The sequence below is a fragment of the Ralstonia pickettii genome, from assembly GCF_000607165.1.
Classification (GTDB): Bacteria; Pseudomonadota; Gammaproteobacteria; order Burkholderiales; family Burkholderiaceae; genus Ralstonia; species Ralstonia holmesii.
In genome coordinates, this window is the sequence record NZ_JFZG01000020.1 from 90929 (window position 1) to 114705 (window position 23777).

The 23777-nt window shown below is 63.5% G+C and carries 20 protein-coding genes; 4 read left to right on the plus strand and 16 right to left on the minus strand.

The window, feature by feature from the left end; all coding sequences use genetic code 11:
- Nucleotides 1-120: 120 nt before the first annotated feature.
- Both BG83_RS0117070 and BG83_RS0117075 read right to left on the minus strand, forming a co-directional pair.
- Nucleotides 121-4833 carry a glutamate synthase-related protein gene (locus tag BG83_RS0117070; protein ID WP_024977852.1) on the minus strand — a complete coding sequence of 1571 codons (4713 nt, stop codon included), beginning with the start codon at nucleotides 4831-4833 and terminating at the stop codon, nucleotides 121-123.
- 264 nt (nucleotides 4834-5097) lie between these two features.
- The gene (locus BG83_RS0117075) at nucleotides 5098-5823 is read right to left on the minus strand and encodes a transposase (protein WP_024977853.1); all 726 of its coding nucleotides are present in this window, start codon (nucleotides 5821-5823) and stop codon (nucleotides 5098-5100) included.
- 249 nt (nucleotides 5824-6072) lie between these two features.
- Here BG83_RS0117075 and BG83_RS0117080 point away from each other — a divergent pair, with 249 nt between their 5' ends.
- Nucleotides 6073-6747 (plus strand): OmpW/AlkL family protein, encoded by a 675-nt coding sequence (locus BG83_RS0117080; protein WP_024977854.1) that lies wholly within the window; start codon nucleotides 6073-6075, stop codon nucleotides 6745-6747.
- Between the two features lie 219 nt (nucleotides 6748-6966).
- Here the strand turns inward: BG83_RS0117080 and BG83_RS0117085 are convergent, their stop codons facing one another.
- From BG83_RS0117085 to pilM, 8 genes are all read right to left on the minus strand, one after another.
- Nucleotides 6967-8133, minus strand: a complete 1167-nt coding sequence (locus tag BG83_RS0117085; protein ID WP_024977855.1) for a deoxyguanosinetriphosphate triphosphohydrolase — start codon at nucleotides 8131-8133, stop codon at nucleotides 6967-6969.
- Between the two features lie 19 nt (nucleotides 8134-8152).
- Nucleotides 8153-9259 carry a 3-dehydroquinate synthase gene (aroB, locus tag BG83_RS0117090; RefSeq protein WP_024977856.1) on the minus strand — a complete coding sequence of 369 codons (1107 nt, stop codon included), beginning with the start codon at nucleotides 9257-9259 and terminating at the stop codon, nucleotides 8153-8155.
- Nucleotides 9256-9828 (minus strand): shikimate kinase, encoded by a 573-nt coding sequence (locus BG83_RS0117095; RefSeq protein WP_200869053.1) that lies wholly within the window; start codon nucleotides 9826-9828, stop codon nucleotides 9256-9258. The genes aroB and BG83_RS0117095 overlap by 4 nt, the downstream gene beginning before the upstream one ends.
- Before the next feature lie 138 nt (nucleotides 9829-9966).
- Nucleotides 9967-12126 carry a temperature dependent type IV pilus secretin PilQ gene (gene pilQ, locus BG83_RS0117100; RefSeq protein WP_316684594.1) on the minus strand — a complete coding sequence of 720 codons (2160 nt, stop codon included), beginning with the start codon at nucleotides 12124-12126 and terminating at the stop codon, nucleotides 9967-9969.
- A gap of 2 nt (nucleotides 12127-12128) precedes the next feature.
- The gene (locus BG83_RS0117105) at nucleotides 12129-12674 is read right to left on the minus strand and encodes a pilus assembly protein PilP (RefSeq protein WP_024977859.1); all 546 of its coding nucleotides are present in this window, start codon (nucleotides 12672-12674) and stop codon (nucleotides 12129-12131) included.
- Nucleotides 12671-13330, minus strand: a complete 660-nt coding sequence (locus BG83_RS0117110) for a type 4a pilus biogenesis protein PilO (protein WP_024977860.1) — start codon at nucleotides 13328-13330, stop codon at nucleotides 12671-12673. Before BG83_RS0117110 ends, BG83_RS0117105 begins: the two co-directional genes overlap by 4 nt.
- Before the next feature lie 2 nt (nucleotides 13331-13332).
- Nucleotides 13333-13965, minus strand: a complete 633-nt coding sequence (locus tag BG83_RS0117115) for a PilN domain-containing protein (RefSeq protein WP_024977861.1) — start codon at nucleotides 13963-13965, stop codon at nucleotides 13333-13335.
- A 10-nt stretch (nucleotides 13966-13975) separates the two neighbouring features.
- On the minus strand, nucleotides 13976-15046 hold the full coding sequence (gene pilM / locus BG83_RS0117120) for a type IV pilus biogenesis protein PilM (protein WP_024977862.1): 1071 nt from the start codon (nucleotides 15044-15046) through the stop codon (nucleotides 13976-13978).
- Between the two features lie 452 nt (nucleotides 15047-15498).
- Here pilM and BG83_RS0117125 point away from each other — a divergent pair, with 452 nt between their 5' ends.
- Nucleotides 15499-17913: a penicillin-binding protein 1A gene (locus BG83_RS0117125; RefSeq protein WP_024977863.1), complete on the plus strand. Its 2415-nt coding sequence runs from the start codon at nucleotides 15499-15501 to the stop codon at nucleotides 17911-17913.
- Between the two features lie 67 nt (nucleotides 17914-17980).
- On the opposite strand, the gene cyaY is transcribed toward BG83_RS0117125, so the two are convergent.
- A complete protein-coding gene (gene cyaY / locus BG83_RS0117130; RefSeq protein ID WP_024977864.1) occupies nucleotides 17981-18325 on the minus strand; it encodes an iron donor protein CyaY in 345 nt (114 codons plus the stop codon).
- A 138-nt stretch (nucleotides 18326-18463) separates the two neighbouring features.
- On the opposite strand from cyaY, the gene lptM reads away from it, so the two are divergent.
- Complete coding sequence (lptM, locus tag BG83_RS0117135; RefSeq protein WP_004634541.1) at nucleotides 18464-18697, plus strand: LPS translocon maturation chaperone LptM; 234 nt, start codon at nucleotides 18464-18466, stop codon at nucleotides 18695-18697.
- 65 nt (nucleotides 18698-18762) lie between these two features.
- Nucleotides 18763-20022 carry a diaminopimelate decarboxylase gene (gene lysA / locus BG83_RS0117140; RefSeq protein WP_024977865.1) on the plus strand — a complete coding sequence of 420 codons (1260 nt, stop codon included), beginning with the start codon at nucleotides 18763-18765 and terminating at the stop codon, nucleotides 20020-20022.
- 63 nt (nucleotides 20023-20085) lie between these two features.
- Here lysA and msrQ read toward each other — a convergent pair whose 3' ends face one another.
- The 5 genes from msrQ to BG83_RS0117165 all read right to left on the minus strand — a co-directional run bounded on the left by msrQ (nucleotide 20086) and on the right by BG83_RS0117165 (nucleotide 23740).
- The gene (gene msrQ, locus BG83_RS0117145) at nucleotides 20086-20742 is read right to left on the minus strand and encodes a protein-methionine-sulfoxide reductase heme-binding subunit MsrQ (RefSeq protein WP_037032058.1); all 657 of its coding nucleotides are present in this window, start codon (nucleotides 20740-20742) and stop codon (nucleotides 20086-20088) included.
- 7 nt (nucleotides 20743-20749) lie between these two features.
- Nucleotides 20750-21745, minus strand: coding sequence for a protein-methionine-sulfoxide reductase catalytic subunit MsrP (gene msrP, locus BG83_RS0117150; protein ID WP_024977867.1), 996 nt, complete (start codon nucleotides 21743-21745; stop codon nucleotides 20750-20752).
- Between the two features lie 93 nt (nucleotides 21746-21838).
- Nucleotides 21839-22699, minus strand: coding sequence for an anti-sigma factor family protein (locus BG83_RS0117155; protein ID WP_024977868.1), 861 nt, complete (start codon nucleotides 22697-22699; stop codon nucleotides 21839-21841).
- An 8-nt stretch (nucleotides 22700-22707) separates the two neighbouring features.
- Nucleotides 22708-23280 (minus strand): RNA polymerase sigma factor, encoded by a 573-nt coding sequence (locus tag BG83_RS0117160; protein ID WP_024977869.1) that lies wholly within the window; start codon nucleotides 23278-23280, stop codon nucleotides 22708-22710.
- Between the two features lie 25 nt (nucleotides 23281-23305).
- Entirely contained in the window at nucleotides 23306-23740 is a 435-nt protein-coding gene (locus BG83_RS0117165) for an ATP-binding protein (RefSeq protein ID WP_024977870.1), read from the minus strand.
- Between the last annotated feature and the right edge of the window lie 37 nt (nucleotides 23741-23777).

Genomic DNA, 23777 nt, shown 5'->3' on the forward strand with positions numbered 1-23777 from the left:
CTGCTCTGCTGGCACAGTCGTGCTAGCCAGGCAGTCGGGCCTGTCTTGTGAGGTTGCGTTGTATTCGGTGGTGGCGAATGGCCGATCGCGCGGATCAACCATTCGCCGAGTCGAGGGGAATCAGGCTGCGATCTGTTCGCGGCCGGCTTCCTGTTCGCGCTCGTATATCTCGGCCAGGGCGCGCTTGTACTCGGTCGGGAAGACCTTGACGAAGCGGCGACGGGCGTTGTTCCAGTCGGCCAGCAGTTCCTTGGCACGCTCGGAACCGGTGTAGCGGAAGTGCTTTTCCACCAGCGCCTTGAGCAGGTGCTCGTCTAGCACGCGCTCGCCGTTCACCTTGTGCCAGGTCGCCGAGGTATGTGCCTTCTCCTGGTCAGCTGCCGACAGCACGGATTCCAGTGCGACCTGCGCCGTGTTGCAGCGCTTGTCGAACAGGCCGTCTTCGTCATAGACGTAGGCGACGCCACCCGACATGCCTGCCGCGAAGTTGCGGCCGGTGATGCCCAGCACGACGACGGTGCCACCGGTCATGTATTCGCAGCCGTGGTCGCCCGTGCCTTCCACCACCGTGGTGGCGCCGGAGTTGCGCACCGCGAAGCGCTCGCCGGCCACGCCGTTGAAGTACGCCTCACCGGCCAGCGCGCCGTACAGCACGGTGTTGCCGACGATGATGTTGTTGGTCGGCTCACCGCGGAACTCGTGCGGCGGACGCACGATCACGCGGCCGCCCGACAGGCCCTTGCCCACGTAGTCGTTACCGTCGCCCACCAGGTCCAGCGTCACGCCGTGTGCCAGGAACGCGCCGAACGACTGGCCGGCCGTGCCCTGCATCTGCACGTGGATCGAGTCATCAGGCAGACCTTCATGGCCGTAGCGCTTGGCCACTTCGCCCGACAGCATCGCGCCCACGGTACGGTTGACGTTGCGCACCGGCTGGATGAACGACACGCGCTCGCCCTTTTCCAGCGCAGCCTTGGCCTTCTCGATGAGCTGGTGATCCAGCGCGCGGTCCAGGCCGTGGTCTTGCACGTCGACTTGGTAGCACGGCTCGCCTTCCTTCTTGGCCGGCTGATAGAAGATGCGCGCGAAGTCCAGACCGCGGGCCTTCCAGTGTTCGATGCCGGACTTCGTGTCGAGCAGGTCCGCGCGGCCGATCAGTTCGTTGAACGTGCGGATGCCCAACTGCGCCATGATTTCGCGCACTTCTTCGGCCACGAAGAAGAAGTAATTCACCACATGCTCGGGCTTGCCCGAGAACTTCTTGCGCAGCACCGGATCCTGCGTCGCCACGCCCACCGGGCAGGTGTTCAGGTGGCACTTGCGCATCATGATGCAGCCCTCGACCACCAGCGGTGCTGTAGCGAAGCCGAACTCGTCCGCGCCCAGCAGCGCGCCGATTACCACGTCGCGGCCGGTCTTCATCTGGCCGTCGGCCTGCACGCGGATGCGGTTGCGCAGGCCATTGAGCATCAGCGTCTGCTGCGTCTCGGCCAGGCCCAGTTCCCACGGCGTGCCGGCGTGCTTGATCGACGACCACGGCGAAGCACCGGTACCGCCGTCATGGCCCGCGATCACCACGTGATCGGCCTTGGCCTTGGCGACACCTGCAGCCACCGTGCCCACGCCCACTTCCGACACCAGCTTGACCGACACGTCCGAACGCGGATTCACGTTCTTCAGGTCGTGGATAAGCTGCGCCAGATCCTCAATCGAGTAAATGTCATGGTGCGGCGGCGGCGAGATCAGGCCCACGCCCGGCACCGCATAACGCAGCTTGCCGATGTAGTCCGTCACCTTGTGGCCGGGCAGTTGGCCGCCTTCGCCAGGCTTGGCGCCCTGCGCCATCTTGATCTGGATCTGATCAGCCGAAGCCAGGTACTCCGCCGTCACGCCAAAACGGCCCGACGCCACCTGCTTGATCTTCGAGCGCAGCGAATCGCCTTCCTGCAGTTCCAGATCGCGCTCGACCACTTCGCGGCCGATCACGTCCGACAGCTTCGTGCCCTGCTTGATGGGAATGCCGCGCAGTTCATTGCGGTAACGGCGCTCGTCTTCGCCGCCTTCACCCGTGTTCGACTTACCGCCGATGCGGTTCATCGCCACGGCCAGCGTGGTGTGCGCTTCGGTCGAAATCGAACCCAGCGACATGGCGCCGGTAGCAAAGCGCTTGACGATATCCTTGGCGGATTCCACTTCTTCCAGCGGGATCGCGCGTGCCGGGTCCACCTTGAACTCGAACAGACCGCGCAGCGTCATGTGGCGCTTGCTCTGATCGTTGATCAGGTTCGCGTATTCCTTGTACGTCTGGTACGAATTCGCGCGCGTCGCGTGCTGCAGCTTGGCGATCGAATCCGGGGTCCACATGTGCTCTTCGCCGCGGACGCGATAGGCGTATTCGCCACCAGCGTCCAGCATGTTCGCCAGCACCGGTGCATCGCCAAAGGCGTCACGGTGCAAGCGCAGCGCTTCTTCGGCCACCTCGAAGATGCCGATGCCGCCCACGTTCGATGCGGTGCCGTGGAAGTACTTGTCGACCAGTTCACGCGACAGGCCGATTGCTTCGAAGATTTGCGCGCCCGTGTACGACATGTACGTCGAGATGCCCATCTTGGACATCACCTTGTGCAGGCCCTTGCCGATCGCCTTGGTGAAGTTGTAGATGGCTTTCTCGGCGGTCAGGCCCAGACCCGGCGCCAATTCGGCCAGCGTCTCCATCGCCAGATACGGATGCACGGCTTCTGCGCCGTAGCCGGCCAGCAGCGCGAAGTGGTGCACTTCGCGGGCCGAACCCGTTTCGACGACCAGACCGGTGCTCGTGCGCAAGCCCTTCTCCACCAGGTGATGGTGGATGGCGGACGTGGCCAGCAGCGCCGGAATGGCAGCCTGCTTCTCGTCGACCGCGCGGTCCGACACGATCAGGATGTTGTAGCCCGACTTGACCGCGTCAACCGCCTCGGCGCACAGCGAGGCCAGACGCGCTTCGATGCCTTCCTTGCCCCACGCCACCGGGTAGCAGATGTCCAGCTCGTAAGCCATGAACTTGCCGCCGGTGTAGTGCTCGATGTTGCGGATCTTCGCCATGTCCTTGAAGTCCAGCACGGGCTGGCTCACTTCAAGACGCATCGGCGGGTTGATGTTGTTCAGCTCAAGCAGGTTCGGCTTCGGCCCGATGAACGAGACAAGCGACATCACCACGTTTTCGCGGATCGGGTCGATCGGCGGGTTCGTGACCTGCGCGAACAGTTGCTTGAAATAGTTGTAAAGCGTCTTGTTCTTGGACGACAGCACGGCCAGCGGGCTGTCGTTACCCATGGAGCCTGCAGCCTCTTCGCCGTTGGCGGCCATCGGGGTCATCAGGAACTTGACGTCTTCCTGCGTGTAGGCGAAGGCCTGCTGGCGGTCCAGCAGCTTGGCGGCCGGCTTGGTCTCGGCGGCCACGTCTTCGGGCTTCGCGTCCAGCTCATCGAGCTTGATGCGCACGGCATCGATCCAGCTCTTGTAGGGCTTGGCGTTGGCCAGGTTGTCCTTGAGTTCCTTGTCGTCGATGATGCGGCCCTGCTCCATGTCGATCAGGAACATCTTGCCCGGCTGCAGACGCCACTTCTTGACGATGCGCGACTCGGGAATCGGCAGCACGCCGGCCTCCGAGGCCATCACAACCATGTCGTCGTCGGTCACGTAATAGCGCGCCGGACGCAAGCCGTTACGGTCGAGCGTTGCGCCGATCTGGCGGCCGTCGGTAAAGCAGATGGCGGCGGGGCCGTCCCACGGCTCCATCATCGCGGCGTGGTATTCGTAGAAGGCGCGACGGTTGTCGTCCATCAGCGTGTGCTGTTCCCACGCTTCCGGAATCATCATCATCATCGCCTGGGCCAACGGGTAGCCGGCCATCGTCAGCAGTTCGAGGCAGTTGTCGAACGATGCGGTATCCGACTGGCCCGGATAGATCAGCGGCCACAGCTTCGGCAGATCATCGCCCAGCACCGGCGACGAGATGCCGCCCGTACGCGCGTTGATCCAGTTGACGTTGCCCTTGACGGTGTTGATTTCGCCGTTGTGCGCAACCATGCGGTACGGGTGCGCCAGCTCCCAGGCCGGGAACGTGTTGGTCGAGAAACGCTGGTGCACCAGCGCCAGCGCCGACACCGTACGCGGGTCTGCCAAGTCCTGGTAATAGCGGCCCACCTGTTCGCACAGCAGCAGGCCCTTGTAGACGATCGTGCGCGCCGACATCGACGGCACGAAGTATTCCTTACCGTGCTTGAGCTTGAGTGCCTGGATGGCGTGGCTGGCAGTCTTGCGGATCACGTACAGCTTCCGCTCCAGCGCGTCGGTGGTCATGATGTCGCGCCCGCGCCCGATGAAAATCTGGCGGATCACCGGCTCGGTCTTCTGGACCGTCGGCGACATCGGCATGGTCTTGTCGACCGGAACATCGCGCCAACCCAGCACGACCTGGCCTTCCAGACGCACGGTGCGCTCGAGTTCCTGTTCGCAGGCCAAGCGCGACGCGTGCTCCTTCGGCAGGAAGATCATACCGACGCCGTATTCGCCGGCCGGCGGCAGGTTGATGCCCTGCTTCGCCATTTCTTCACGGAAGAACTGGTCGGGAATCTGCAGCAGGATGCCCGCGCCGTCGCCCATCAGCGGATCAGCACCGACCGCGCCTCGGTGGTCGAGGTTATGCAGGATGCGCAAACCCTGCTGGACGATCTCGTGGCTCTTCTTGCCCTTGATGTGAGCGACGAAGCCGACGCCGCAAGCGTCATGTTCATTGGTCGGGTCGTACAGACCCTGGGCCGACGGTGCGGCGGGGAAGGAATGTTGTTCCACGGCGATCTTCCGAGGTTGTGGGTACTTCGCGCCGTCGTAGAAGGCCCTCGCGATCGTGCGGATGCGGTGGCAGACAAGCAATGGCGCGCCGCACCATGAATGCGGGGTGGAACGAATATAAAAGAGCAGCCTGTAACAGGCAAAAGTTTTTAAATGGGGTCGGAGTAAATTAATAAATGCACGACAACAGTGCGGGTTTATTAATGGGGACAGATTAAATTCGAGCGCAGTGATGAGGCTGTGCGTGACGGCCCCGCCACCCTACTATTCAGTGCGCGCGCTGTCCTCCGCGCCCACTTCTGCGGGTTGGCGAGGCGGTCGCCCCTTCGGCAGGGGCGCAACGCGGCGACCACCGGCGCGCGCCAGTGTCGCGAGAAACGCCTCGTTTCCGAGTGGCCAGCCGCTGTGCACATGCTGGCGAATCTTCGCAAGCTGGTCTGAACCCAGACCTTCATGCCACAACGTTCGATAGCGCGATTGGCGCTCGAAAGGCGTGTTGCCAAGACGCCAGTAGCAATAGTGGTCACTCACCCACGGAATGGATTGAATGCCCACATGATGCCGATACGTGCTCCATCGGTCGTCTTCCGGCGTGCTGACCAGGCCTGCGCGCACCGCGTTGGATTCCACATACAACAGTATCGGCAGCACCCATTCGGCCGGGTCCAGTACGGTCGAGCGGAAACGCCCTTCCCATAGCGTTCCGCTGCGATCAGCGGCGGCGTTGAAGTACCGCGTATAGCGCCGTCCGACCGCCTGCAGCGTGCGCGAAAGGCTGTCCGCCACCTTGGGCGTTCCCACCAGATGCACGTGATTCGGCATCAGCGAGAAACCATGGACAGCGAAGTCGTGCTCGCGTGCGGCCATGCGCAACGTATCGAGATAGAACGCGTAGTCGTCGTCGCCGCGAAAAACGATCTGGCGGTTGTTGCCGCGCTGCAACACGTGCACAGGGACATCGGTGGGACTGAGGCGAGGCAGGCGGGCCATGGAAAAGACATGCGGCGAAAAGCGCCATCGTAGCCCGAAGCCGACGAATCTGTCCCCACTTTTCAGTGGGCAAACGCTTGCATGCCGGTTGTCGTCGAGGGGCGACGGCAGAGTTTGCGTGCCGTCAAATCGGTGGCCCTACGCGCTATCGACGACAGGGAGAACTTGATCCCGAGCAAACCGGCCAAGCGACTTCCCCGCGAGACTGGCTCCCATCACATCACGAGACGACACGAGAGGGAGCGATTCATGGCTTTTCACCGCCTAGCCGCTGTTGCTGTAGCCGCCGGAATGCTTGCCGCCGGATTCAGCCAGACCGCCTTTGCGCAGAGCACGGATTTGGCGCCGGCCACCGGCAACTGGATGGTGCGTCTGCGCGCCGTCAATCTGACAGCCGCCAACAAATCCGACGCGGTGCCCGCACTGGCCATTCCGGCTGACGCCATTCAGATCAACAACAAGGTCCTGCCCGAGCTGGACATCTCGTACTTCTTTACGCCACACCTCGCGGCCGAACTGATCCTGACCTACCCGCAACAACAGGACGTCACGGTCATGCAAAGCGCGCTGGGCGGCCCGACCAAGATCGGCAGTTTCCGCCACTTGCCGCCCATCCTGACGATGCAGTACCACTTCACGCCCGAGTCGCGCTTCAAGCCGTACGTGGGCGCTGGCATCAACTACACGCGCATCTCGAATGTAAATCTGCAGGTGCCCGGCGTTGGTTCTCTGGACCTGAGCAAGAACAGCTTCGGCCCCGCGCTGCAGGTCGGCTTCGACTATCGCCTGACCGAACGCCTCTACTTCAACGTCGACCTGAAGAAGACCTGGATCAGCGCCGACGTGAAGATGGCCGGCCAGACCATCAGCAAGGTCAAGGTTGACCCATGGCTGCTGGGCGTCGGCCTGGGTTATCGCTTTTAAGGGAGGGCGATCAGCGAACTGACACTGTCCTGATCGACTTTTACCGACGTGCCGCAGGGGCCGTCGACGGCGGGGGCGCTCGTCGGCGGTGGTTGGCGCGTTCGGCCCGGCATGCGTTGGGGCGGCCGGGCATTTTTTTTGGGCGTTTGATTTTGATCTGGTTTCAGATCGCTTGGGAGCCAGGCGATCGGATAGCGGCTCGACCGTTACTGCCGTTACTCAAACCGCATCCACGGCAAAGATGCGGCGATGCTCCTTGATGGCGTAACGATCCGTCATGCCAGCGATGTAATGCGCAATCCAGCGCGGCTGCTCTTCGGGGTTGGCTTTCGCCTGGTACTGCGGCGGCAGCAGGCGCGGGTCTTCCATGAAGACGCGGAACAGATCGTCGATGATGCGGCGCGCCTTCGCGGCCATGCGCATCACGAGGTAATGCCGATACAGGTTGTCAAACAGGAAGCGCTTGAGCGCGCGCGCCTCTTCACGCATCGGCTCGGAGAAGGCAACGAGCGCCGGCGCGGCACGCACATCATCGATACATTGCGGCGCAACGTCAGCAATGCCGGCACGCGTGGTACCGATCAGATCGACGATCAGCGCGTTGATGATGCGGCGAATGGTTTCGTTGATCAGGCGCCGGCCGCTGACATCCGGGAACGCGGCCTCGGCTTCACGCCGGTGGATAGCCCACAGCGGCACGCCTTCGAGTTGCTCCAGCGTAATCAGGCCGGAGCGCAGGCCATCGTCGATATCGTGGTTGTTGTACGCGACCTCATCAGCGAGATTGGCAAGCTGGGCTTCCAGCGAGGGCTGCTGACCTTCGAGAAAGCGCCGCCCCAGGTCACCAAGCGTGGCCGCGTTATTGCGCGAGCAATGTTTGAGAATGCCCTCGCGCGTCTCGAACGTGAGGTTCAGGCCATCGAAACCGCCGTAGCGCTCTTCCAGCCGATCGACCACCAACAAGCTCTGCAGGTTGTGTTCGAAGCCGCCATACGGCTTCATGCAGTCGTTGAGCGCGTCCTGCCCAGCGTGGCCGAATGGCGTGTGACCCAGATCGTGTGCCAGCGAAACCGCTTCGACCAGGTCTTCGTTCAGGCGCAGACTGCGCGCAATCGAACGACCAATCTGCGCGACCTCCAGGCTGTGCGTGAGCCGCGTCCGGAACAGGTCGCCCTCGTGGTTCACAAAGACTTGCGTCTTGTATTCGAGGCGCCGAAACGCGGTGCTGTGGATGATGCGATCGCGGTCACGCTGGAACTCGGTGCGCGAGGTGGAGGGCGGCTCGGCGTGCACGCGGCCGCGCGTCTGCGCTGAATGTGCGGCGTAAGGGGAGAGATGGCCTTCGAGGTCGAACGGCGCGGACGGCAAATCAAATCGGTCGTTCATCGGGCCATCTCGTCTTGCCTCAGGCGACGGGCGCTTCGGTCGGTGGTCGCAGCACGGCGTGCTGCAAGGTGGCGCGCAAGTCGGCATCGGGCACCGTAGTCACGAACGCCTGGCCCAGCTTGCGCAGCAACACGAATTTGATCTCGCCGGCTTCGGCCTTCTTGTCGACGCGCATCAGCTCGATGAAGCGATCGACGCCCAGGTCCGGTGCCACCGTCGGCAGATCAGCCGCACGCGTGAGTGCAGTGATGCGGTTGCGCGTGTCGATATCGATAAAGCCCAGGCGATGCGACAGGTCCGCCGCCATCACCATGCCGCAGCCGACGGCTTCGCCGTGCAGCCATTCGCCGTAGCCCAGGCCAGCCTCGATGGCGTGGCCGAAGGTATGGCCGAAATTGAGCGTGGCACGCAGGCCGGTTTCGCGCTCGTCCTGCGCCACGACGGCCGCCTTGATGCGCACCGAGCCCCGCACGGCTTCGGACATCAGGTCGGCATCGCAATCGTTGAGGCCCTTGATGTTCTGTTCGATCCAGGCGAAGTAATCGGCATCGGCGATTGCACCGTGCTTGATGACCTCGGCCATGCCGGCAGCCAGCTCGCGCGCAGGCAACGTGCGTAGCGTATCGATGTCGGCCAGCACCACCTGCGGCTGGTGGAACGCGCCGATCATGTTCTTGCCCAGCGGGTGGTTGATACCCGTTTTGCCGCCCACCGAGGAATCGACCTGCGACAGCAGCGTCGTCGGTACCTGAATGAACGGCACACCGCGCATGTAGCAGGCCGCGGCAAAGCCGGTCATGTCGCCGATCACGCCGCCGCCCAGCGCGATCAGCGTGGTCTTGCGGTCTGCACCGGCCGTCAACAGCGCATCAAATATCCGGTTGAGCGTGTCCCACTTCTTGAACGACTCGCCATCGGGCAGCACAACCGTGTCGACGGCCTTGCCAAGCGCGCGAATGGCTTCTTCGACCTTGGCCGCATACAGCGGCGCGACGGTCTCGTTGGTGACGATCACGGCACGCGCGCCGCGAATGTGGGGGGCGAACAACTCGGCCTTGGACAGCAACCCCGAGCCGATATGGATCGGATAGGCGCGATCGCCGAGGTCAACATCAACGGTAATCATGACTGAGGGGAGACTTGCGAGGAGGTGGAGGCGCCCGCAGGCGGCGCCACAATGCCGGCCACCTCGAGTTGCATCAGCACCATATTAACAAGCTGGGCGACGGTGGGCTTGCCCGTTTCGATGACAAAGTGCGCCACCTCACGGTATAGCGGATCCCGGATCGCATGCAGTTCTTCAAGCTTGGCACGCGGGTTTTCGGTCTGCAGCAGTGGCCGGTTCTTGTCGTGCCGCGTGCGCAGGTACAGGTCATGCGGATTGGCGCGCAGGTAGATCACGGTCCCGCGCTCGCGCAGGAGCGCGCGATTCTCGGCACGCAGCACCGCACCGCCGCCCGTGGCGAGGACGACGCCATCGCGCGAGGTGAGTTCGTCGATCATGTGGGTTTCGCGATCGCGGAAACCCACTTCGCCCTCGTGCTCGAAAATGATCGGCACACGCACGCCGCAGCGCGCTTCGATCTCATGATCGGAGTCGAAGAACGGCAGATCGAGCCGACGCGCCACCGCCCGGCCGACCGTGGTCTTGCCCGCGCCCATCAAGCCGACGAAAAATACGTTGGAAACAGACAAAATCGCGTGAAATCAGGAATTTGAGCTTGATTGTAGTGGCATTTGGTCACCATCCAGCACAAACCCGGCAGCAGGACACAAAAAAGCCCGGCGCTCCACTCAGGAGGCCGGGCTTTCAGATCGCGATACCGCCGCCGATTACTTCAGCGACAGTTGATCGGACAGCACACGCGGCGTCAGGAAAACCAGCAGCTCGGTGCGGTTGTTGATCTTGCTCGTGCTCTTGAACAAGTTGCCCAGCACCGGAATATCGCCCAGCAACGGCACCTTGTTGATGTCGGTCCGCTCGTTCTGCGTGTAGATACCGCCGATCACGACCGTGCCGCCGTTCTCGACCAGCACCTGCGTCTGTACGTGTTTGGTGTCGATGGCAAAGCCGTTGGTGGTCTGGATACCCACGCTGTCCTTGTTGACGTCCACATCCAAGAAGATGTTGCCATCCGGTGTGATCTTGGGCGTCACTTCCAGCTTCAGGTTGGCCTTCTTGAACTGCACCGAAGTCGCACCGGAAGAGGTCGCCTGTTGGTACGGAATTTCAGTACCTTGCTCGATCAGCGCCTTGATGTTGTCGGCAGTGACCACGCGCGGGCTCGAGACGATCTTGCCGCGACCATCAGCTTCCAGCGCAGACAGCTCCAGCGCCAGGAAACGGCCGGCACCGGCATTGAACAAACTCACGGCCACGCTGGCTGCATTCACGCCGTTGATGCCGTTGGCGGGGAAGCTGATCGCCGGGCTGTTGTCCCACGTGGCGCCTTGCGTAACCGGCGACACCACGTTGGTGTAGGTGTTGCCGTAACCGGCGCCATTCGTCTTGGAGGCAAAGCCCAGCTTGGCACCCAGGTTGCGACTGAACGTGTCGTCCGCCTCAACAATGCGCGCCTCGATCATCACCTGACGAACCGGGATGTCGATCTTCTGGAGGAACGCCTGCACCTCTTCGAGCTTGCTCGGGATGTCGGAGACGAACAGTTGATTCGTACGCGTATCCGCCGTGAGCGAGCCACGCTTGGACAGAATCCGCGAAGTCGCGGCGCCACCGGCTGCACCGCCCGCACCACCTGCGGCACCAGCACCCAGCAGCATGTTGCGCACATCCCCTGCGTTCTGATAGTTCAGTCGGAACACTTGGCTGCGTAGCGGCTCCAGCTCGGTCACTTGCTGTTGCGACTCCAGCTCGGCCTTTTCCTTCGTGGCCAGTTCACCACGCGGGGCCACCCACAGCACGTTGCCGTTGCGACGCGACGCCAGGCCCTTCGAATCGAGCACGATCTGCAGTGCCTGATCCCACGGCACATCCTTCAGACGCAGCGAAAGGGTACCCGTCACGCTGTCGCTGGTCACGATGTTGAGGTTCGTGAAGTCGGCGAAGACTTGCAGCAACGAACGCACATCGATGTTCTGGAAGTTCAGCGACAGCCGCTCACCACGGTAGCCCGGGCCGGAAATCAGCTTGTTCGGGTCTTCCTTCGTCGGGCGCACTTCCACCACGAACTGCGTGTCGGTCTGGTACGAGCTGTACTGCCAGTTGCCACGCGGCTCGATGATCAGACGTGCGCCAGTGCCGTTATCGGTGGCACGCATGGCCTGCACGGGCGTGCCGAAATCGCTCACGTCGTAGCGACGACGCAGCGACTGCGGCAGCGTCGCACCGACGAAGTCCACCACGAGGTTCTGGCCTTGCTGGGCGATGTTGATCGCCGAGTTGGCAGTCGACAGGTCGACCACCACGCGGCCGGCAAGATCCTCGCCGCGGCGGAAGTCAACGTTGCGCACCGCCGGGCGCTCGGCGCCTGCGACGGGTGTCGGGGCCGAGAAGGTCGGCGCTGCGACTGCCGCCGCCACCGGCGCAGCTTGCAGCGTCAGCACGTACTGGTTACCGCGCACTTCCGACTTGTACTGCGTCTGGCGCGACAGATCGAGCACGACGCGGGTACGGTCGCCGATCTGCACGACGTTCGCCGAACGCAGCAGCTTGCCGCCATATTGGTAATTGGCGCGGCCTTGCGCGAAGGTCGCCCCGAAGAAGTCGATGGCGATGCGCGCAGGCTGCTGCGTGCTGAACTCCACCGGCTTCTGCGTCGGCGCGCTCTTGAGCGTGACCGTCACCACGGTGGATTCACCGGCCGTGGCCTGCTCCACCTTTTCGATCGTGTTGCCGGAGACTGCCGCCGCAGGGGCTGCCTGCTGAGCGACGGCCTGACCAGCCAACATGAACATGCACAGCGAAAGCCATGCCACCGCGCCCCCCCGGGCCACTCGGGTTGCCTGCGACAGGCCGCCCTTCACAAGACGCATCGTCATTGCGCGCTCTCCTGAACTTTCAGGGTCGTCATTTTTTCTTTCCATTCGGTCGTGCCTTCGCGCACCAGCTCACGCAGGGTGAGTTCCTGGTCTCCGATGCGGACGATGCGACCATAGTTTTGTCCGATGTACTGCCCCACGTGCACATGCTGCGTCTTGTCCCCGACAGACAGGACGGCTTCCGTCTCGCCATTGCGCTTCATCGTCCCGACCAGCTTGAAGGCTTCCAGCGGATAGTCTTCCAGCGGCTCGCGACGGCGATTCGGTTCCGGCGATTCGTTCTGCGCGCGCGAAAGCTCTGCCACCTTCTGCACGCTGAACGGATCAGTCTGCTTGGTGGTCGTGTATTCGCGCGGCGCGTAAGGCTTGGGCTCAGGCAGCGGCTGCACGGTCGTACTGACGCTCTGGCGCGCTTGCTGCATCCATTGCTGCAATTCATCGTCTTCGCTCGCGCCGCAGGCCGTCAGCACGACGGCCAGGCACAGGGGCGACAGACGCAGAACGTGCGACATGCGGCGACGGCTCATGGTGCGGCCCCTCATTTGGCGCCTCCCTTGGCAGCGGCATTCGCTTTGCGCTGAGCCGCTTGCTCATCCGCGTCGAGTGCCCGGTAGGCCTCAGCGCGCGTTTCCATCACCATGCCGCCATCCTTGGTACCCGTCAGCGAGATGTTCTGCAGCGTAACGATGCGTGACAGCGCCGCCACGTCGGCAGCAAACAGCGCCATATCGTGATAGCGGCCATTCACCTTCACGGCGACCGGAATCTCAGCGTAATAAGGCTTGATCACGGCGGCAGCGGGGCGGAACAGGTCGAAGGTCAGGCCACGCGCGATACCGGCATGGTTAACGTCGGCCAGCAGCGCGTCCATTTCGGTCTTGTTGGGCAGTTGCAGCTCAAGCTTGGCGACACGCTGCTCCACCTCGGCCTTCTGCTTGCGCAGCGCTTCGAGGTTCACCACCTGTGCGAGCTTGCTTTGGTATGCCGACTTGAGGTTGTTCTGTTCGGTACGCTTGGCGTCCCGCTCGTCAAACTTGCCGCTCCAGTAGAACTGCCAACCCAATCCGATCACCAGCACGGCGGAGAGAATCATGAACAGGATGCGCGGCGCGATCGGCCACGTTTCCGGCTCATTCAGGTTCAGGCCACGGAACTGGCTGACCAGGTCTTCCAGCGAAATTTCGGTCGAGAGCGCCATGGTTATTTCCCCGCCGTGGCCGCGCCCGGCTTGGCCGGCGCTACCGGCTCGGCCTTCCATTGGAAGCGGATCGTGAAGTTGAACAGGCGGCGCTGTTCCTTCAGGTTGTTCGTCATGGTGGTGGCCACCGATTCACCCAGCTCGGCGTGATCCAGCCAGGGCACCGCACCAAGGTTACGCAGCAGGTCCGACACGCGTTCGTTGGACTGCGCCACACCCGATACGGTGTAACGCTCGCCATCCTGCTTGAGCGAGGTGAGATAGATGCCGTCCGGCACCTGGCGCACCAGTTCTTCGAGCAACTGCACCGGGCGGTTGCGCTGGTTCTGCAGGCTTTCCACCGCTTGCTGACGTTGCAGGAGGTCGTCGATGTCCTTCTTGAGGGTGTTGACCTCAGCGATCTGCTTGTCCATCTCCGCGTTTTTTTGCGTGAGGATGTCGTTGATGCGTTGCGCCTCTTCGGTCTGGTGATCGATCACCATGCCACCCAGGAACACCACCACAGCGCCCGCAACGGCAGCGCCGCCCAGGCTCATGAAGACTTTCTTGCGCTTACCGGCACGCCGCTCTGCGTGATACGGCAGCAGATTGACGTTCGGGAGCGCATTTACGGCATTCGCGCTTTCATTGGCCATCGTCGACTCCTTATTGCAGCCCGCGCAGGGCAAGACCCGCGCTGACGATGTAGGCCGGCAGATCGCGCTGCAAATAGCGCGCATTGACGTTCTTGGCCGCGCCCATGTTCGCGAACGGATTGGCCAGCGTCGTATTGATCTGCGTCTGTTGCTGGATTGCAGTCTGCACACCCAGCAGCGATGCGTGACCGCCCGAGAGCACGATCTCGTCCACGCGACCGACGCTCGAGGTCGACAGGAAATTCTGGATCGCCTGACCGACTTCCATGGCCAGCGTCTCGAGCGAGGGCTTGAGCAGCTGGCTGCGGTATTCGTCGGGCAGCGTGTTCTTCCGCTTCTTCACCTCGGCCTTGAGTAGATCCAGGGAAAACAGACGCGAGATGCTTTGCGTGAGCTGGTCGCCCGAGCCGGACATCGGCTGGTCGTACAACTCCTTCCAGCCTTGATAGAACAGTGCGTGCGAGCGTGCACCGCCCAGGTGGAACATCGCCACGACGGGCATGTCGCGCGTCTCGGTTTCGGTGGCGTCCGGCTTGACGGCCAGCATGTGCGTCATGGCGCGCTGGATGGCGTTCTCTTCCACATCCATGACGATCGCTTTCAGACCGGCCATCTCGGCGGCAGTCACGCGCTCGGTCACGCGCTCGGAAACCGTTGCCGTGACGCGCACGCCAACCCCGCCTTCGGTTTCGGACGGGCCGATCACGACATAGTCGAAATTGACGTTCTGCGAGGGCGGAAACAGCCGATTGGCTTCGCTCTCGACCTGCACGAAGAGCTCGTCTTCGGTCAGGTTGTCGGGCAGGCTAACGGTTTGCGATTCCGTCAGGCTTGCAGGAATGGCAAGCACGGCTTCCTTACCGCGAATGCCGGCCTTGGCGATGGCACGCTTGAGCGCATTGCCCACCGCATCGATATTCACCAGATTGCCGTCGGCGACGGCACTGCGTTCAATCAGCTCGCTGGCGCATTTTTCGAGACGGAAATCCCCCTGCTTGCCGTTGGCGGATAACTCCACCACCTTGACGCTGGAAGACCCGATATCTATCCCGACGATATTGCGGCGCAGCAGGCCGGACAACAAACCCCGTCGCACAGAGACACCCCACCGTTTATAGTTTTTTGAACCCTGGCGCCCGTCGCAAATCCAACGTGCGCCATAGCCTGCTTAGATTTGCTGCTGGATTCTCACAAAATCCTTTAGAACAGGCAAACGCTCAGGCGGACCGCGATGCATTTCGCGCCAAGCCATTCGCAAAGCGTTGTCAAAACCCCACGGTCGGGGGATACCCCTTTCGTCTGACTTGATTTCCGCTCCGTCTACTTCTAACGGCGGATTCTTAGCCGCCTTGAATCAAGGCACGGCGGACGCACAATTTGCTCGCGCCGCGAGCATGACGCGGCGCACAAGTGCAGTCTCGTGCGCTGACGTGACACTGGTTACGTGCTGTTACGTCCGATGCCGCAGGCCCCTGGAAGCCTCGACGATATAATCGCCGCCACGCTGACTGACACCCCCGGTGCCCACCTGTAATGGCTACTGCCCAAACCACCCCAGCCTCGCCCAAGCCGCCTAAAGCCCGCCGCCCGCTGTGGGCGCGACTGCTTCTCTGGATGCTCGGCCTGTTCGTTGCTATGGGGGTCGTCGGAGCGCTGCTGCTGGGCTATGCCCTGCTCGTCGCCGCGCCCAACCTCCCGTCGCTCGACGCCATCACCGATTACCGCCCGAAGATCCCGCTGCGCGTGTACACCGCCGACAACGTCCTCATCGGCGAATTTGGTGAAGAGCGCCGCAGCTTCGTGCCGATCACGCAGATGCCCGACGTGATGAAGCGCGCGGTACTGGCCATCGAGGATGACCGTTTCTACGAGCACGGCGGCGTCGACTTCATCGGCGTGCTGCGCGCGGGCCTGGCGAACCTGCACGGCGGCCTGTCGCAAGGCGCGTCGACCATCACGATGCAGGTGGCGCGCAACTTCTTCCTGTCGAGCGAAAAGACGTACACGCGCAAGATCTACGAGATGCTGCTCTCGTACAAGATCGAGGCGAGCCTGACAAAGGATCAGATCCTTGAGCTGTACATGAACCAGATCTACCTGGGTCAGCGTGCGTACGGCTTTGCCAGCGCCGAGCAGATCTACTTCGGCAAGAACATCAAGGACATCACCCTGGCCGAAGCGGCCATGCTGGCCGGCCTGCCCAAGGCGCCGTCAGCGTACAACCCGGTGGTGAACCCGAAGCGCGCCAAGGTGCGCCAGGAGTACATCCTGCAGCGCATGCGCGACCTGCACTACATCACGCCGGAACAATACGATCAGGCGATCCACGAGCAATTGCCGGTGCGCGGCGAGGGTCATGAGTTCGACGTGCACGCCGAATACGTGGCCGAAATGGTGCGTCAGCTCATGTACGCGCAGTACCGCGAAGAAACCTACACGCGCGGCCTGAATGTCTACACCACGCTGCGCAAGGCCGACCAAGACGTCGCGTATCAATCCGTGCGCCGCGGCATTCTCGACTACGAGCGCCGTCACGGCTATCGCGGCCCCGAAGCGTTCATCGATCTCCCCTCCGACGCAGAAGATCGCGAACAGGCCATCGACGACGCCTTGCTTGAACATCCGAACAGCGACGATCTGCAATCGGCCGTGGTGGTGAGCGTGACGCCCAAGCTGGTGCGCGCGACGATGCTGACCGGTGAGACGATCGACCTGGCGGGCGATGGCCTGCGCTTTGCACAGGCTGCCCTGTCGAACAATGCACAGCCGAAGATCAAGCTGCGCCCGGGCGCGGTGATCCGCGTGATTCAGGATACGAAAACGCAGAAGTGGTCGATCACGCAGTTGCCGGAAGTGGCATCGGGCTTCATCTCGCTGGACCCGCAGACGGGCGCGATCTACTCGATGGTCGGCGGCTTCGATTTCAACCGCAGCAAGTTCAACCACGTCACGCAGGCGTGGCGCCAGCCGGGTTCGAGCTTCAAGCCGTTCATCTATTCGGCGGCGGTGGACAAGGGTTTCTCGCCGTCTACGGTCATCAACGACGCGCCGCTCTCCATCCCGACCGGCGACACCGGCGGCCAGGTGTGGGAGCCGAAGAACTACGGCGGCGGCTATGACGGCCCGATGACGATGCGCCGCGCGCTGCAGAAGTCGAAGAACCTGGTGTCGGTGCGCATCCTGCGCGCGATTGGTACGCAGTACGCGCAGCAGTACATCACGCGCTTCGGGTTCGACGCCGATCGGCACCCGGCTTATTTGCCGATGGCGCTGGGCGCAGGTTCGGTGACGATGCTCCAGATGGCAAGCGGCTACTCGGTGTTCGCCAACGGCGGCTACCGCGTGAACCCGTACATCATCGATCGCGTGGTGGATGCGCGCGGCACCGTCGTGCAGCAGAGTCATCCGATGACCGCCGGCAAGGACGCCGTGCGCGTGATCGACCCGCGCAACGACTTCATCATGGATTCGCTGCTGCGCAGCGTGGTGTCGGGCGGCACGGGCTACCAGGCCAAGGTCAAGCTGGGCCGCAACGACATGGCCGGCAAGACCGGCACCACCAACGACTCGTTCGACGCCTGGTTCTGCGGCTATACACCCAAGGTGGTCGGCGTGGCCTGGATGGGCTACGACAACCCGCGCAGCCTGGGGGATCGCGAAACCGGTGGCGGCCTGGCCCTGCCGATCTGGATCAACTATATGAGCTACGCGCTCAAAGGTGAGCCCCAGACCGAGCGCCAGCCGCCTGAAGGCGTCGTGCAGATGGCCGGCGACTGGGCCTACGAGGAATACGCCAACGGTCAGGGCGTCGCTTCGGTGGGCCTGGGCGATGCCATGCCGGGAGCATCCTCACCGGCCGGCGACCAACCGCAGCAGCCTGGCGTCAACCTGGCGCCGACGCAGGAACAGGAGAAGCAGAAGATTCTCGACATGTTCCGAGGCAACTGAACTTCGCGCCAACGAAAAAGCCGCCCTTCGGGGCGGCTTTTCTTTTGGTCCGACGAGAACGTTGCGCTCAGTCGGCGGCCAATGTCACATCCACATCGCTTTGCTGGCTGACATAGCGTGACAGCGCGACGTACAGCTCTTCCTTGCTGCGCGTGTCGACCCAGCGGCCGTCGTCACTGCGGCGGAAGTGGAAACCGCCGGCACGCGCTGCCACCCACAGTTCCTGCATCGGCGCCTGGCTGTTAATGATGATCTTGGAGCCATCGTCGAATTCAAGCGTGAGCACGTTACCGGTACGGGTGACCTCGATGTCGGCATCGGCCTCCTCGGCGGCCGTTTCGACGATGCTTTCGATGCGGGTGAGTTCCGCTTCAGCCAGCGCCAGGAACTCCGATTCGCTCAGGGGGGGCATGCTACACTCCAAAATCTTGCGCGGACGTTGCGTGGCGGCCATTTGCGGCCCTTCCTGACCAGCAGGCGCCTCGTCCCATATGACTCCGATCGCCGCAAGGGTTACACCCCTGGGGCATCCTTTCTGCACCATCATCCGATGATACGAACCGCCGCCATTGTAGCCACTGTCGGCCTGACCCTGACGGTCGCAGGCCTATCCGGCTGCGGGATTCGCGGGCCGCTGTACATGCCCAAGGTGCCGCCAGCGCCAACCGCGCCGCAAACCACGGACCCCGGCATCGCCGGGCCGAACGCCGTGCCGCAGCCGCCGGTGCCGGGCGCCAAACCCGCAGCCGCCGATGCCGCCAGCGCGGTACCCGCGAACCGCTGATCCAGCCCCTTTCTACTCAACCGGCGCCGCCCCTATCTGGTGCGACGCCCAGAATGTTTCCACTCATGTCCGAGTCCCTGATTCGCCAGGAAGGCGCGCTGATGATCGAAGGCGTCGCGCTGGACGCGATTGCCGCGCAGTTCGGCACGCCCACCTACGTGTACTCGCGCGCCGCGCTCACCGCCAACTATCGCGCCTACGCCGCCGCCTGCGAAGGCCGCAACGCGCATGTGCAGTACGCCATGAAAGCCAACTCGAACCTGGCCGTGCTGCAGGTGTTCGCACAGCTTGGCGCAGGCTTTGACATCGTGTCCGCAGGCGAACTCAAGCGCGTGCTGGCCGCCGGTGCGCCGGCTGCGAAAGTGGTGTTCTCGGGCGTGGGCAAGAGCGCGGACGAAATGCGCTTCGCGCTGGAAGTCGGCGTGGCGTGCTTCAACGTGGAGTCGATTCCCGAACTGCACCGCCTGAACGACGTGGCCGCCTCGATGGGCAAGGTCGCGCCCGTGTCGCTGCGCATCAACCCGGACGTCGACGCCAAGACGCACCCGTACATCTCGACGGGCCTGAAAGGCAACAAGTTCGGCGTGGCGTTTGACGAAGTCCTGCCGACCTACCGCACGGCCGCTGCGATGCCGAACCTGCGTGTGGTCGGCATCGACTGCCATATCGGCTCGCAAATCACCGAGGTGTCGCCGTATCTGGATGCGCTGGACAAGGTGCTCGACGTGGTGACCCAGCTGGACGCCGAGGGCATCCGCTTGTCCCATATCGATGTGGGCGGTGGCCTGGGCATCACTTACACCGACGAGACGCCGCCGGACATCACCGCCTTCGCGCGCACGCTGCTCGACCGCGTCGAGCAACGCGGCTTTGGCGATCGCACCGTGCTGTTCGAGCCGGGCCGCTCGCTGGTCGGCAACGCGGGCCTGCTGCTCACGCGCGTCGAATACCTCAAGCCTGGCGCGAGCAAAAATTTCTGCATCGTCGATGCGGCGATGAATGACCTCGCCCGCCCGGCGATGTACGAGGCGTATCACCACATCGTGCCGGTGCGCGAAGGCCAGAGCGCGCCCGTCGTCTACGACGTGGTGGGTCCGGTATGCGAATCCGGCGACTGGCTCGGCCGCGACCGTTCGCTGGCAGTGCAGCCTGGCGATGTGCTCGCGATCCTGTCGGCCGGCGCGTACGGCTTCACGATGAGTTCGAACTACAACACGCGCAATCGCGCGGCCGAAGTCATCGTCGATGGCGACAAGATGCACCTGGCACGCGAGCGCGAGTGCTTTGAAGACCTGATCCGCGGCGAGCATCTGTTTCCGGCGTAAGCCTGCACCGCAAGAAAAAAGCCGACGCACAGACGTCGGCTTTTTTCATGGGCGCGACCAGCATCAATCGCGCGCGGGCATAGCTGCTCCGGCCATCGCAGTGCGCGGCGAGCGCCACGCCCACCAGACCCGCAGGCCAAGCAGCACCGCCATCACCGCCGCGTAGATCGACACCTCGGCAAAGTCGTGCTTACCTGCCTTGTGCCACCAGTAGTGAAGGATACCCAGCACGCCGGTCACGTAGACAAGCCGGTGCAGCCACTGCCAACGCTTGCCGCCGAGCCTGCGCACCATCGCGTTGGTCGACGTGGCGGCCAGCGGAATCATCAGCACGAACGCCGCAAAACCAACAGTGATGAAAGGCCGCTTGACGATGTCCTTGAGCATCGACGCAGGGTCGAGTCCGCGATCAACCAGCAACCAAATCAGGAAGTGAATCGAGCCGTAGAAGAACGTGTACAGCCCAAGCATGCGGCGAAGCCGAATCAGCCAGTTCATGCCCGTGATCCGGCGCAGCGGCGTGATGGTCAGCGTGCAGCACAGCAGCACCAGCGTCCACGTACCGGTCGAGCGCGTGACGAACTCCAGAGGATTCGGCCCGAACTGATCGGTCGCGCCCAGGAAGACGATGCGCAGAAAGGGCACAAGCGCAACGACCCACACGATCGCCTTCACCACACGCAACTGCTTGGGCGGCAACATCGGCGGCAGCAGTGTCATGTCGGCCTCAGAAGTTCTTGCGCAGGTCCATGCCCGCGTAGAGCGGCGCGACCTGCTCGTAGCCGTTGAACATCAGCGTCTTGCGCTTGGGCGCGAACAGGCCGCCAAAGCCGCCTTTGTCCTCGCCGATGCGGCGTTCAGTGGCTTGGCTCCAGCGCGGATGATCCACGGTCGGGTTCACGTTGGAATAGAAGCCATATTCGTTGGCCGCAGCAAGGTTCCAGCTCGTTGGCGGCTGCTTGTCGACAAAGCGGATCTTGACGATGGACTTCGCACTCTTGAAGCCGTACTTCCACGGCACGATCACGCGCACGGGCGCACCGTTCTGGTTCGGCAGCACCTGGCCGTAGAGCCCGAAGGTGAGCAGCGCCAAGGGATGCATCGCCTCGTCCAGGCGCAGGCCTTCGCTATACGGCCACTCCAGCACGGGGCTGCTGATCCCGGGCATCTGCCGCTTGTCGGCCAGCGAGATGAACTTGACGTACTTGGCGCTGCCCTGGGGCTCCACCCGCTTGATCAACTCGGCCAGCGGAAAGCCCACCCAGGGAATCACCATCGACCAGCCCTCGACGCAACGCAGGCGATAGACGCGCTCTTCCATCGGCGCGAGCTTCATCAGGTCGTCCAGATCGTAGGTTTTGGGCGTCTTCACCAAACCTTCCACGCTGACTTGCCATGGGTGCGGGCGCAGCGTGCTGGCATAGCGCGCCGGGTCGGCCTTGTCGGTCCCGAACTCGTAGAAGTTGTTGTACGTGGTGACTTGGTCGTATGGGGTGGCTTTCTCCACGGTCGTGTACGCCGGATTCGGCTTGCCGGCCAACTTGGTCAGCAGCGGGTTGGCGGCGAAGGCCTCGCGCGACGCCCACGGCGCCAGCGTTGTGCCGGCGGCACCCATGGCGGCAGCGGCCAAAAAGCGGCGGCGCTGCTCGAAGATGTGCTGCGGTGTGATCTCGCCGGCGGGAATGTCGTCGCCACGCAGCCAGCGGTCTGTCTTGATCAACATGATTCGTGGTCCTCGTCGTGCGGGAACGGTGTCCCATGTGCGTTGGTCGTGCCCGCGCCGCCAACCTGACAAAGCGCGGGAAAAAAAATGGCGCTATTCATGGCGGGGCGCTGGTCCGGTGAATTCGCTGTACTGCCGATAGACCACCTGGGCCACTTCCAGCAACTGCGCACGCACCAGCGGGCCGGCCACCGCAAACCCCAGACCGTGGTCCGCCCAATAAAACGCCATCGGTGGCGGGTGATCCACAGCAGGATGAATCGCCTGCAGCACGCGGTTGTCGGGGGCGAGCGTCTCCAGCCGGAAGCCGGTATCGCGATTGTTCGGCATGCGCCGCAACTGTACGGAGATACGCGTACCGCCTGGCCCCTCATACATCAGCATGGCCGTAGGCGCATCAGCCACCACCGTCTGGCGCCCGCCGATGAGCCGGTAGCCGAGCGACGTCAGGTCGGGAACACGCAACTGCGCATCCAGGCGCCGCGACAACCATGTGACGAGATGCGCCTCTTCATCGGCCGGCACCTCCACCATGTGTTTCGACTCGGGAGAAAAGACGACGTGCGATACGAGCGCATCGTTGGCGAAACGCTGCATGGGCATGGTGCGCTCGACGGCACCTCGGCCAAGCCAACCGGCGCCCGAGCCAATGGCCAGGCACGCAACACCCAGCGCCACGACACTCCAGCCACGCACCGCGCCAAAGCCGCTGGCCGTGGGGCGACGTGCTGCCGCGAGGATCTCCGCCGGAATGCGGCGCTGCGGCACCGGTTCGTTGAGCAGCGGATCGAGCGCGTGGTGCAATTGCGCGTCCGTCTTGCGCCAGCCCGCGACCTCGGCCGCTGCGACCGGGTGCGCGGCAAGATAGGCCTCCACGGCAGCGCGTCGCGCCGCGGGCAAGCGGCCGTCGGCATAGGCGTGGAGTTCGTCGATATGAATGGAATTGGAGGACATGGCGAGCCTCACTTCACGCGGTGCAGCGCTGCGCTGCTCCCGTCGCCAGATGCCGCCGATGCCCGCGCCGCCTCGGGCGAACCGTCGAGCGCCACACGCATCCGCTCACGCGCCCGCGACAGCCGCGACATCACCGTGCCCACCGGCACGCCCAGCACGTCGGCGGCTTCCTTATAGGCGAACTGCTCCAGGCCGACGAGCAGCAATACCGCCCGCTGGTCTTCGGGCAGCGTCGCCAGCGCACGCAGCAGATCACGGCGCAAGCCGGGGTCTTCGTCGACGGGGATATCGGGGGGCGAGTCGCTCAGCTCGAGCCGATCGGGCCGGCGCACGGCGTTCAGATGCAACCGATGCATGATGGTGAGCAGCCAGGCAAACAAGCCGTCGCCCTCGCCCTGCGCGCCAATCTGCCCGATGGGCCCGAGCCTGGGCCGCAACTGGAAGCGCCAGCGGTAACGCCAGGCGCGTTCCAGCGTGTCCTGGACAAGATCGTCTGCACGGCTGGCATCCCGCATCAGGCCGCGCGCGTGTCGGCGCAGGCGTGGCGTAAGCGCGATCAGCCGGCTGGCCAGGTCGGACATATGGGCGCGAGCGAAGGCGGCGTGCTTACGGCTTGGCGATGTGCCACGCGTTCATGAAGCCGTCTCCGGTCTGGTCGCCCGGCATTTTGTCCTTGGTCCAGAGGTAAAGCGGCTTGCCGCGATAGGCCCACTGCTTCTTGCCATCGTCGCGCGTGATGATGGTGTAGTCGCCAGACGGCTTGTCGGCGTCATTGGCTGCCAGCGGCGGCCAGTTCTCAGCGCACTTGCCGTTGCAGGCGCTCTTGCCGGCCGTGGCGTCACGGTCAAACGTGTAAAGCGCCATGCCGTGCTGATCCGTAAGCGTGCCGTTGGTCACCTTGACGGCCGACGGCGTAGACGACGCGCCCATGCCCATGCCCATGCCGCTGCAGCCTGCCAAACCCAATGCGGCAAGCAGCGCGGCGCCGGCCAACGCGGCGCGCGGATTGAACAACTTCTGGGAAGCTGCAGACTGGCTCATCTTGTTCTCCTTGGATGGAGGGGCGCGCCGATCGCGC

What these genes read in the sequence shown, in the direction of transcription:
- cyaY (WP_024977864.1), bottom strand. Translation starts at nt 18,325, where the DNA reads ATGCCCCCCCTGAGCGAATCGGAGTTCCTGGCGCTGGCTGAAGCGGAA.
- lptM (WP_004634541.1), top strand. Translation starts at nt 18,464, where the DNA reads ATGATACGAACCGCCGCCATTGTAGCCACTGTCGGCCTGACCCTGACG.
- BG83_RS0117085 (WP_024977855.1), bottom strand. Translation starts at nt 8,133, where the DNA reads ATGAACGACCGATTTGATTTGCCGTCCGCGCCGTTCGACCTCGAAGGC.
- BG83_RS0117110 (WP_024977860.1), bottom strand. Translation starts at nt 13,330, where the DNA reads ATGGCGCTCTCGACCGAAATTTCGCTGGAAGACCTGGTCAGCCAGTTC.
- BG83_RS0117155 (WP_024977868.1), bottom strand. Translation starts at nt 22,699, where the DNA reads ATGTCCTCCAATTCCATTCATATCGACGAACTCCACGCCTATGCCGAC.
- BG83_RS0117075 (WP_024977853.1), bottom strand. Translation starts at nt 5,823, where the DNA reads ATGGCCCGCCTGCCTCGCCTCAGTCCCACCGATGTCCCTGTGCACGTG.
- BG83_RS0117105 (WP_024977859.1), bottom strand. Translation starts at nt 12,674, where the DNA reads ATGAGGGGCCGCACCATGAGCCGTCGCCGCATGTCGCACGTTCTGCGT.
- BG83_RS0117080 (WP_024977854.1), top strand. Translation starts at nt 6,073, where the DNA reads ATGGCTTTTCACCGCCTAGCCGCTGTTGCTGTAGCCGCCGGAATGCTT.
- BG83_RS0117165 (WP_024977870.1), bottom strand. Translation starts at nt 23,740, where the DNA reads ATGAGCCAGTCTGCAGCTTCCCAGAAGTTGTTCAATCCGCGCGCCGCG.
- BG83_RS0117125 (WP_024977863.1), top strand. Translation starts at nt 15,499, where the DNA reads ATGGCTACTGCCCAAACCACCCCAGCCTCGCCCAAGCCGCCTAAAGCC.
- pilQ (WP_316684594.1), bottom strand. Translation starts at nt 12,126, where the DNA reads ATGCGTCTTGTGAAGGGCGGCCTGTCGCAGGCAACCCGAGTGGCCCGG.
- aroB (WP_024977856.1), bottom strand. Translation starts at nt 9,259, where the DNA reads ATGATTACCGTTGATGTTGACCTCGGCGATCGCGCCTATCCGATCCAT.
- BG83_RS0117115 (WP_024977861.1), bottom strand. Translation starts at nt 13,965, where the DNA reads ATGGCCAATGAAAGCGCGAATGCCGTAAATGCGCTCCCGAACGTCAAT.
- msrQ (WP_037032058.1), bottom strand. Translation starts at nt 20,742, where the DNA reads ATGACACTGCTGCCGCCGATGTTGCCGCCCAAGCAGTTGCGTGTGGTG.
- msrP (WP_024977867.1), bottom strand. Translation starts at nt 21,745, where the DNA reads ATGTTGATCAAGACAGACCGCTGGCTGCGTGGCGACGACATTCCCGCC.
- lysA (WP_024977865.1), top strand. Translation starts at nt 18,763, where the DNA reads ATGTCCGAGTCCCTGATTCGCCAGGAAGGCGCGCTGATGATCGAAGGC.
- BG83_RS0117160 (WP_024977869.1), bottom strand. Translation starts at nt 23,280, where the DNA reads ATGTCCGACCTGGCCAGCCGGCTGATCGCGCTTACGCCACGCCTGCGC.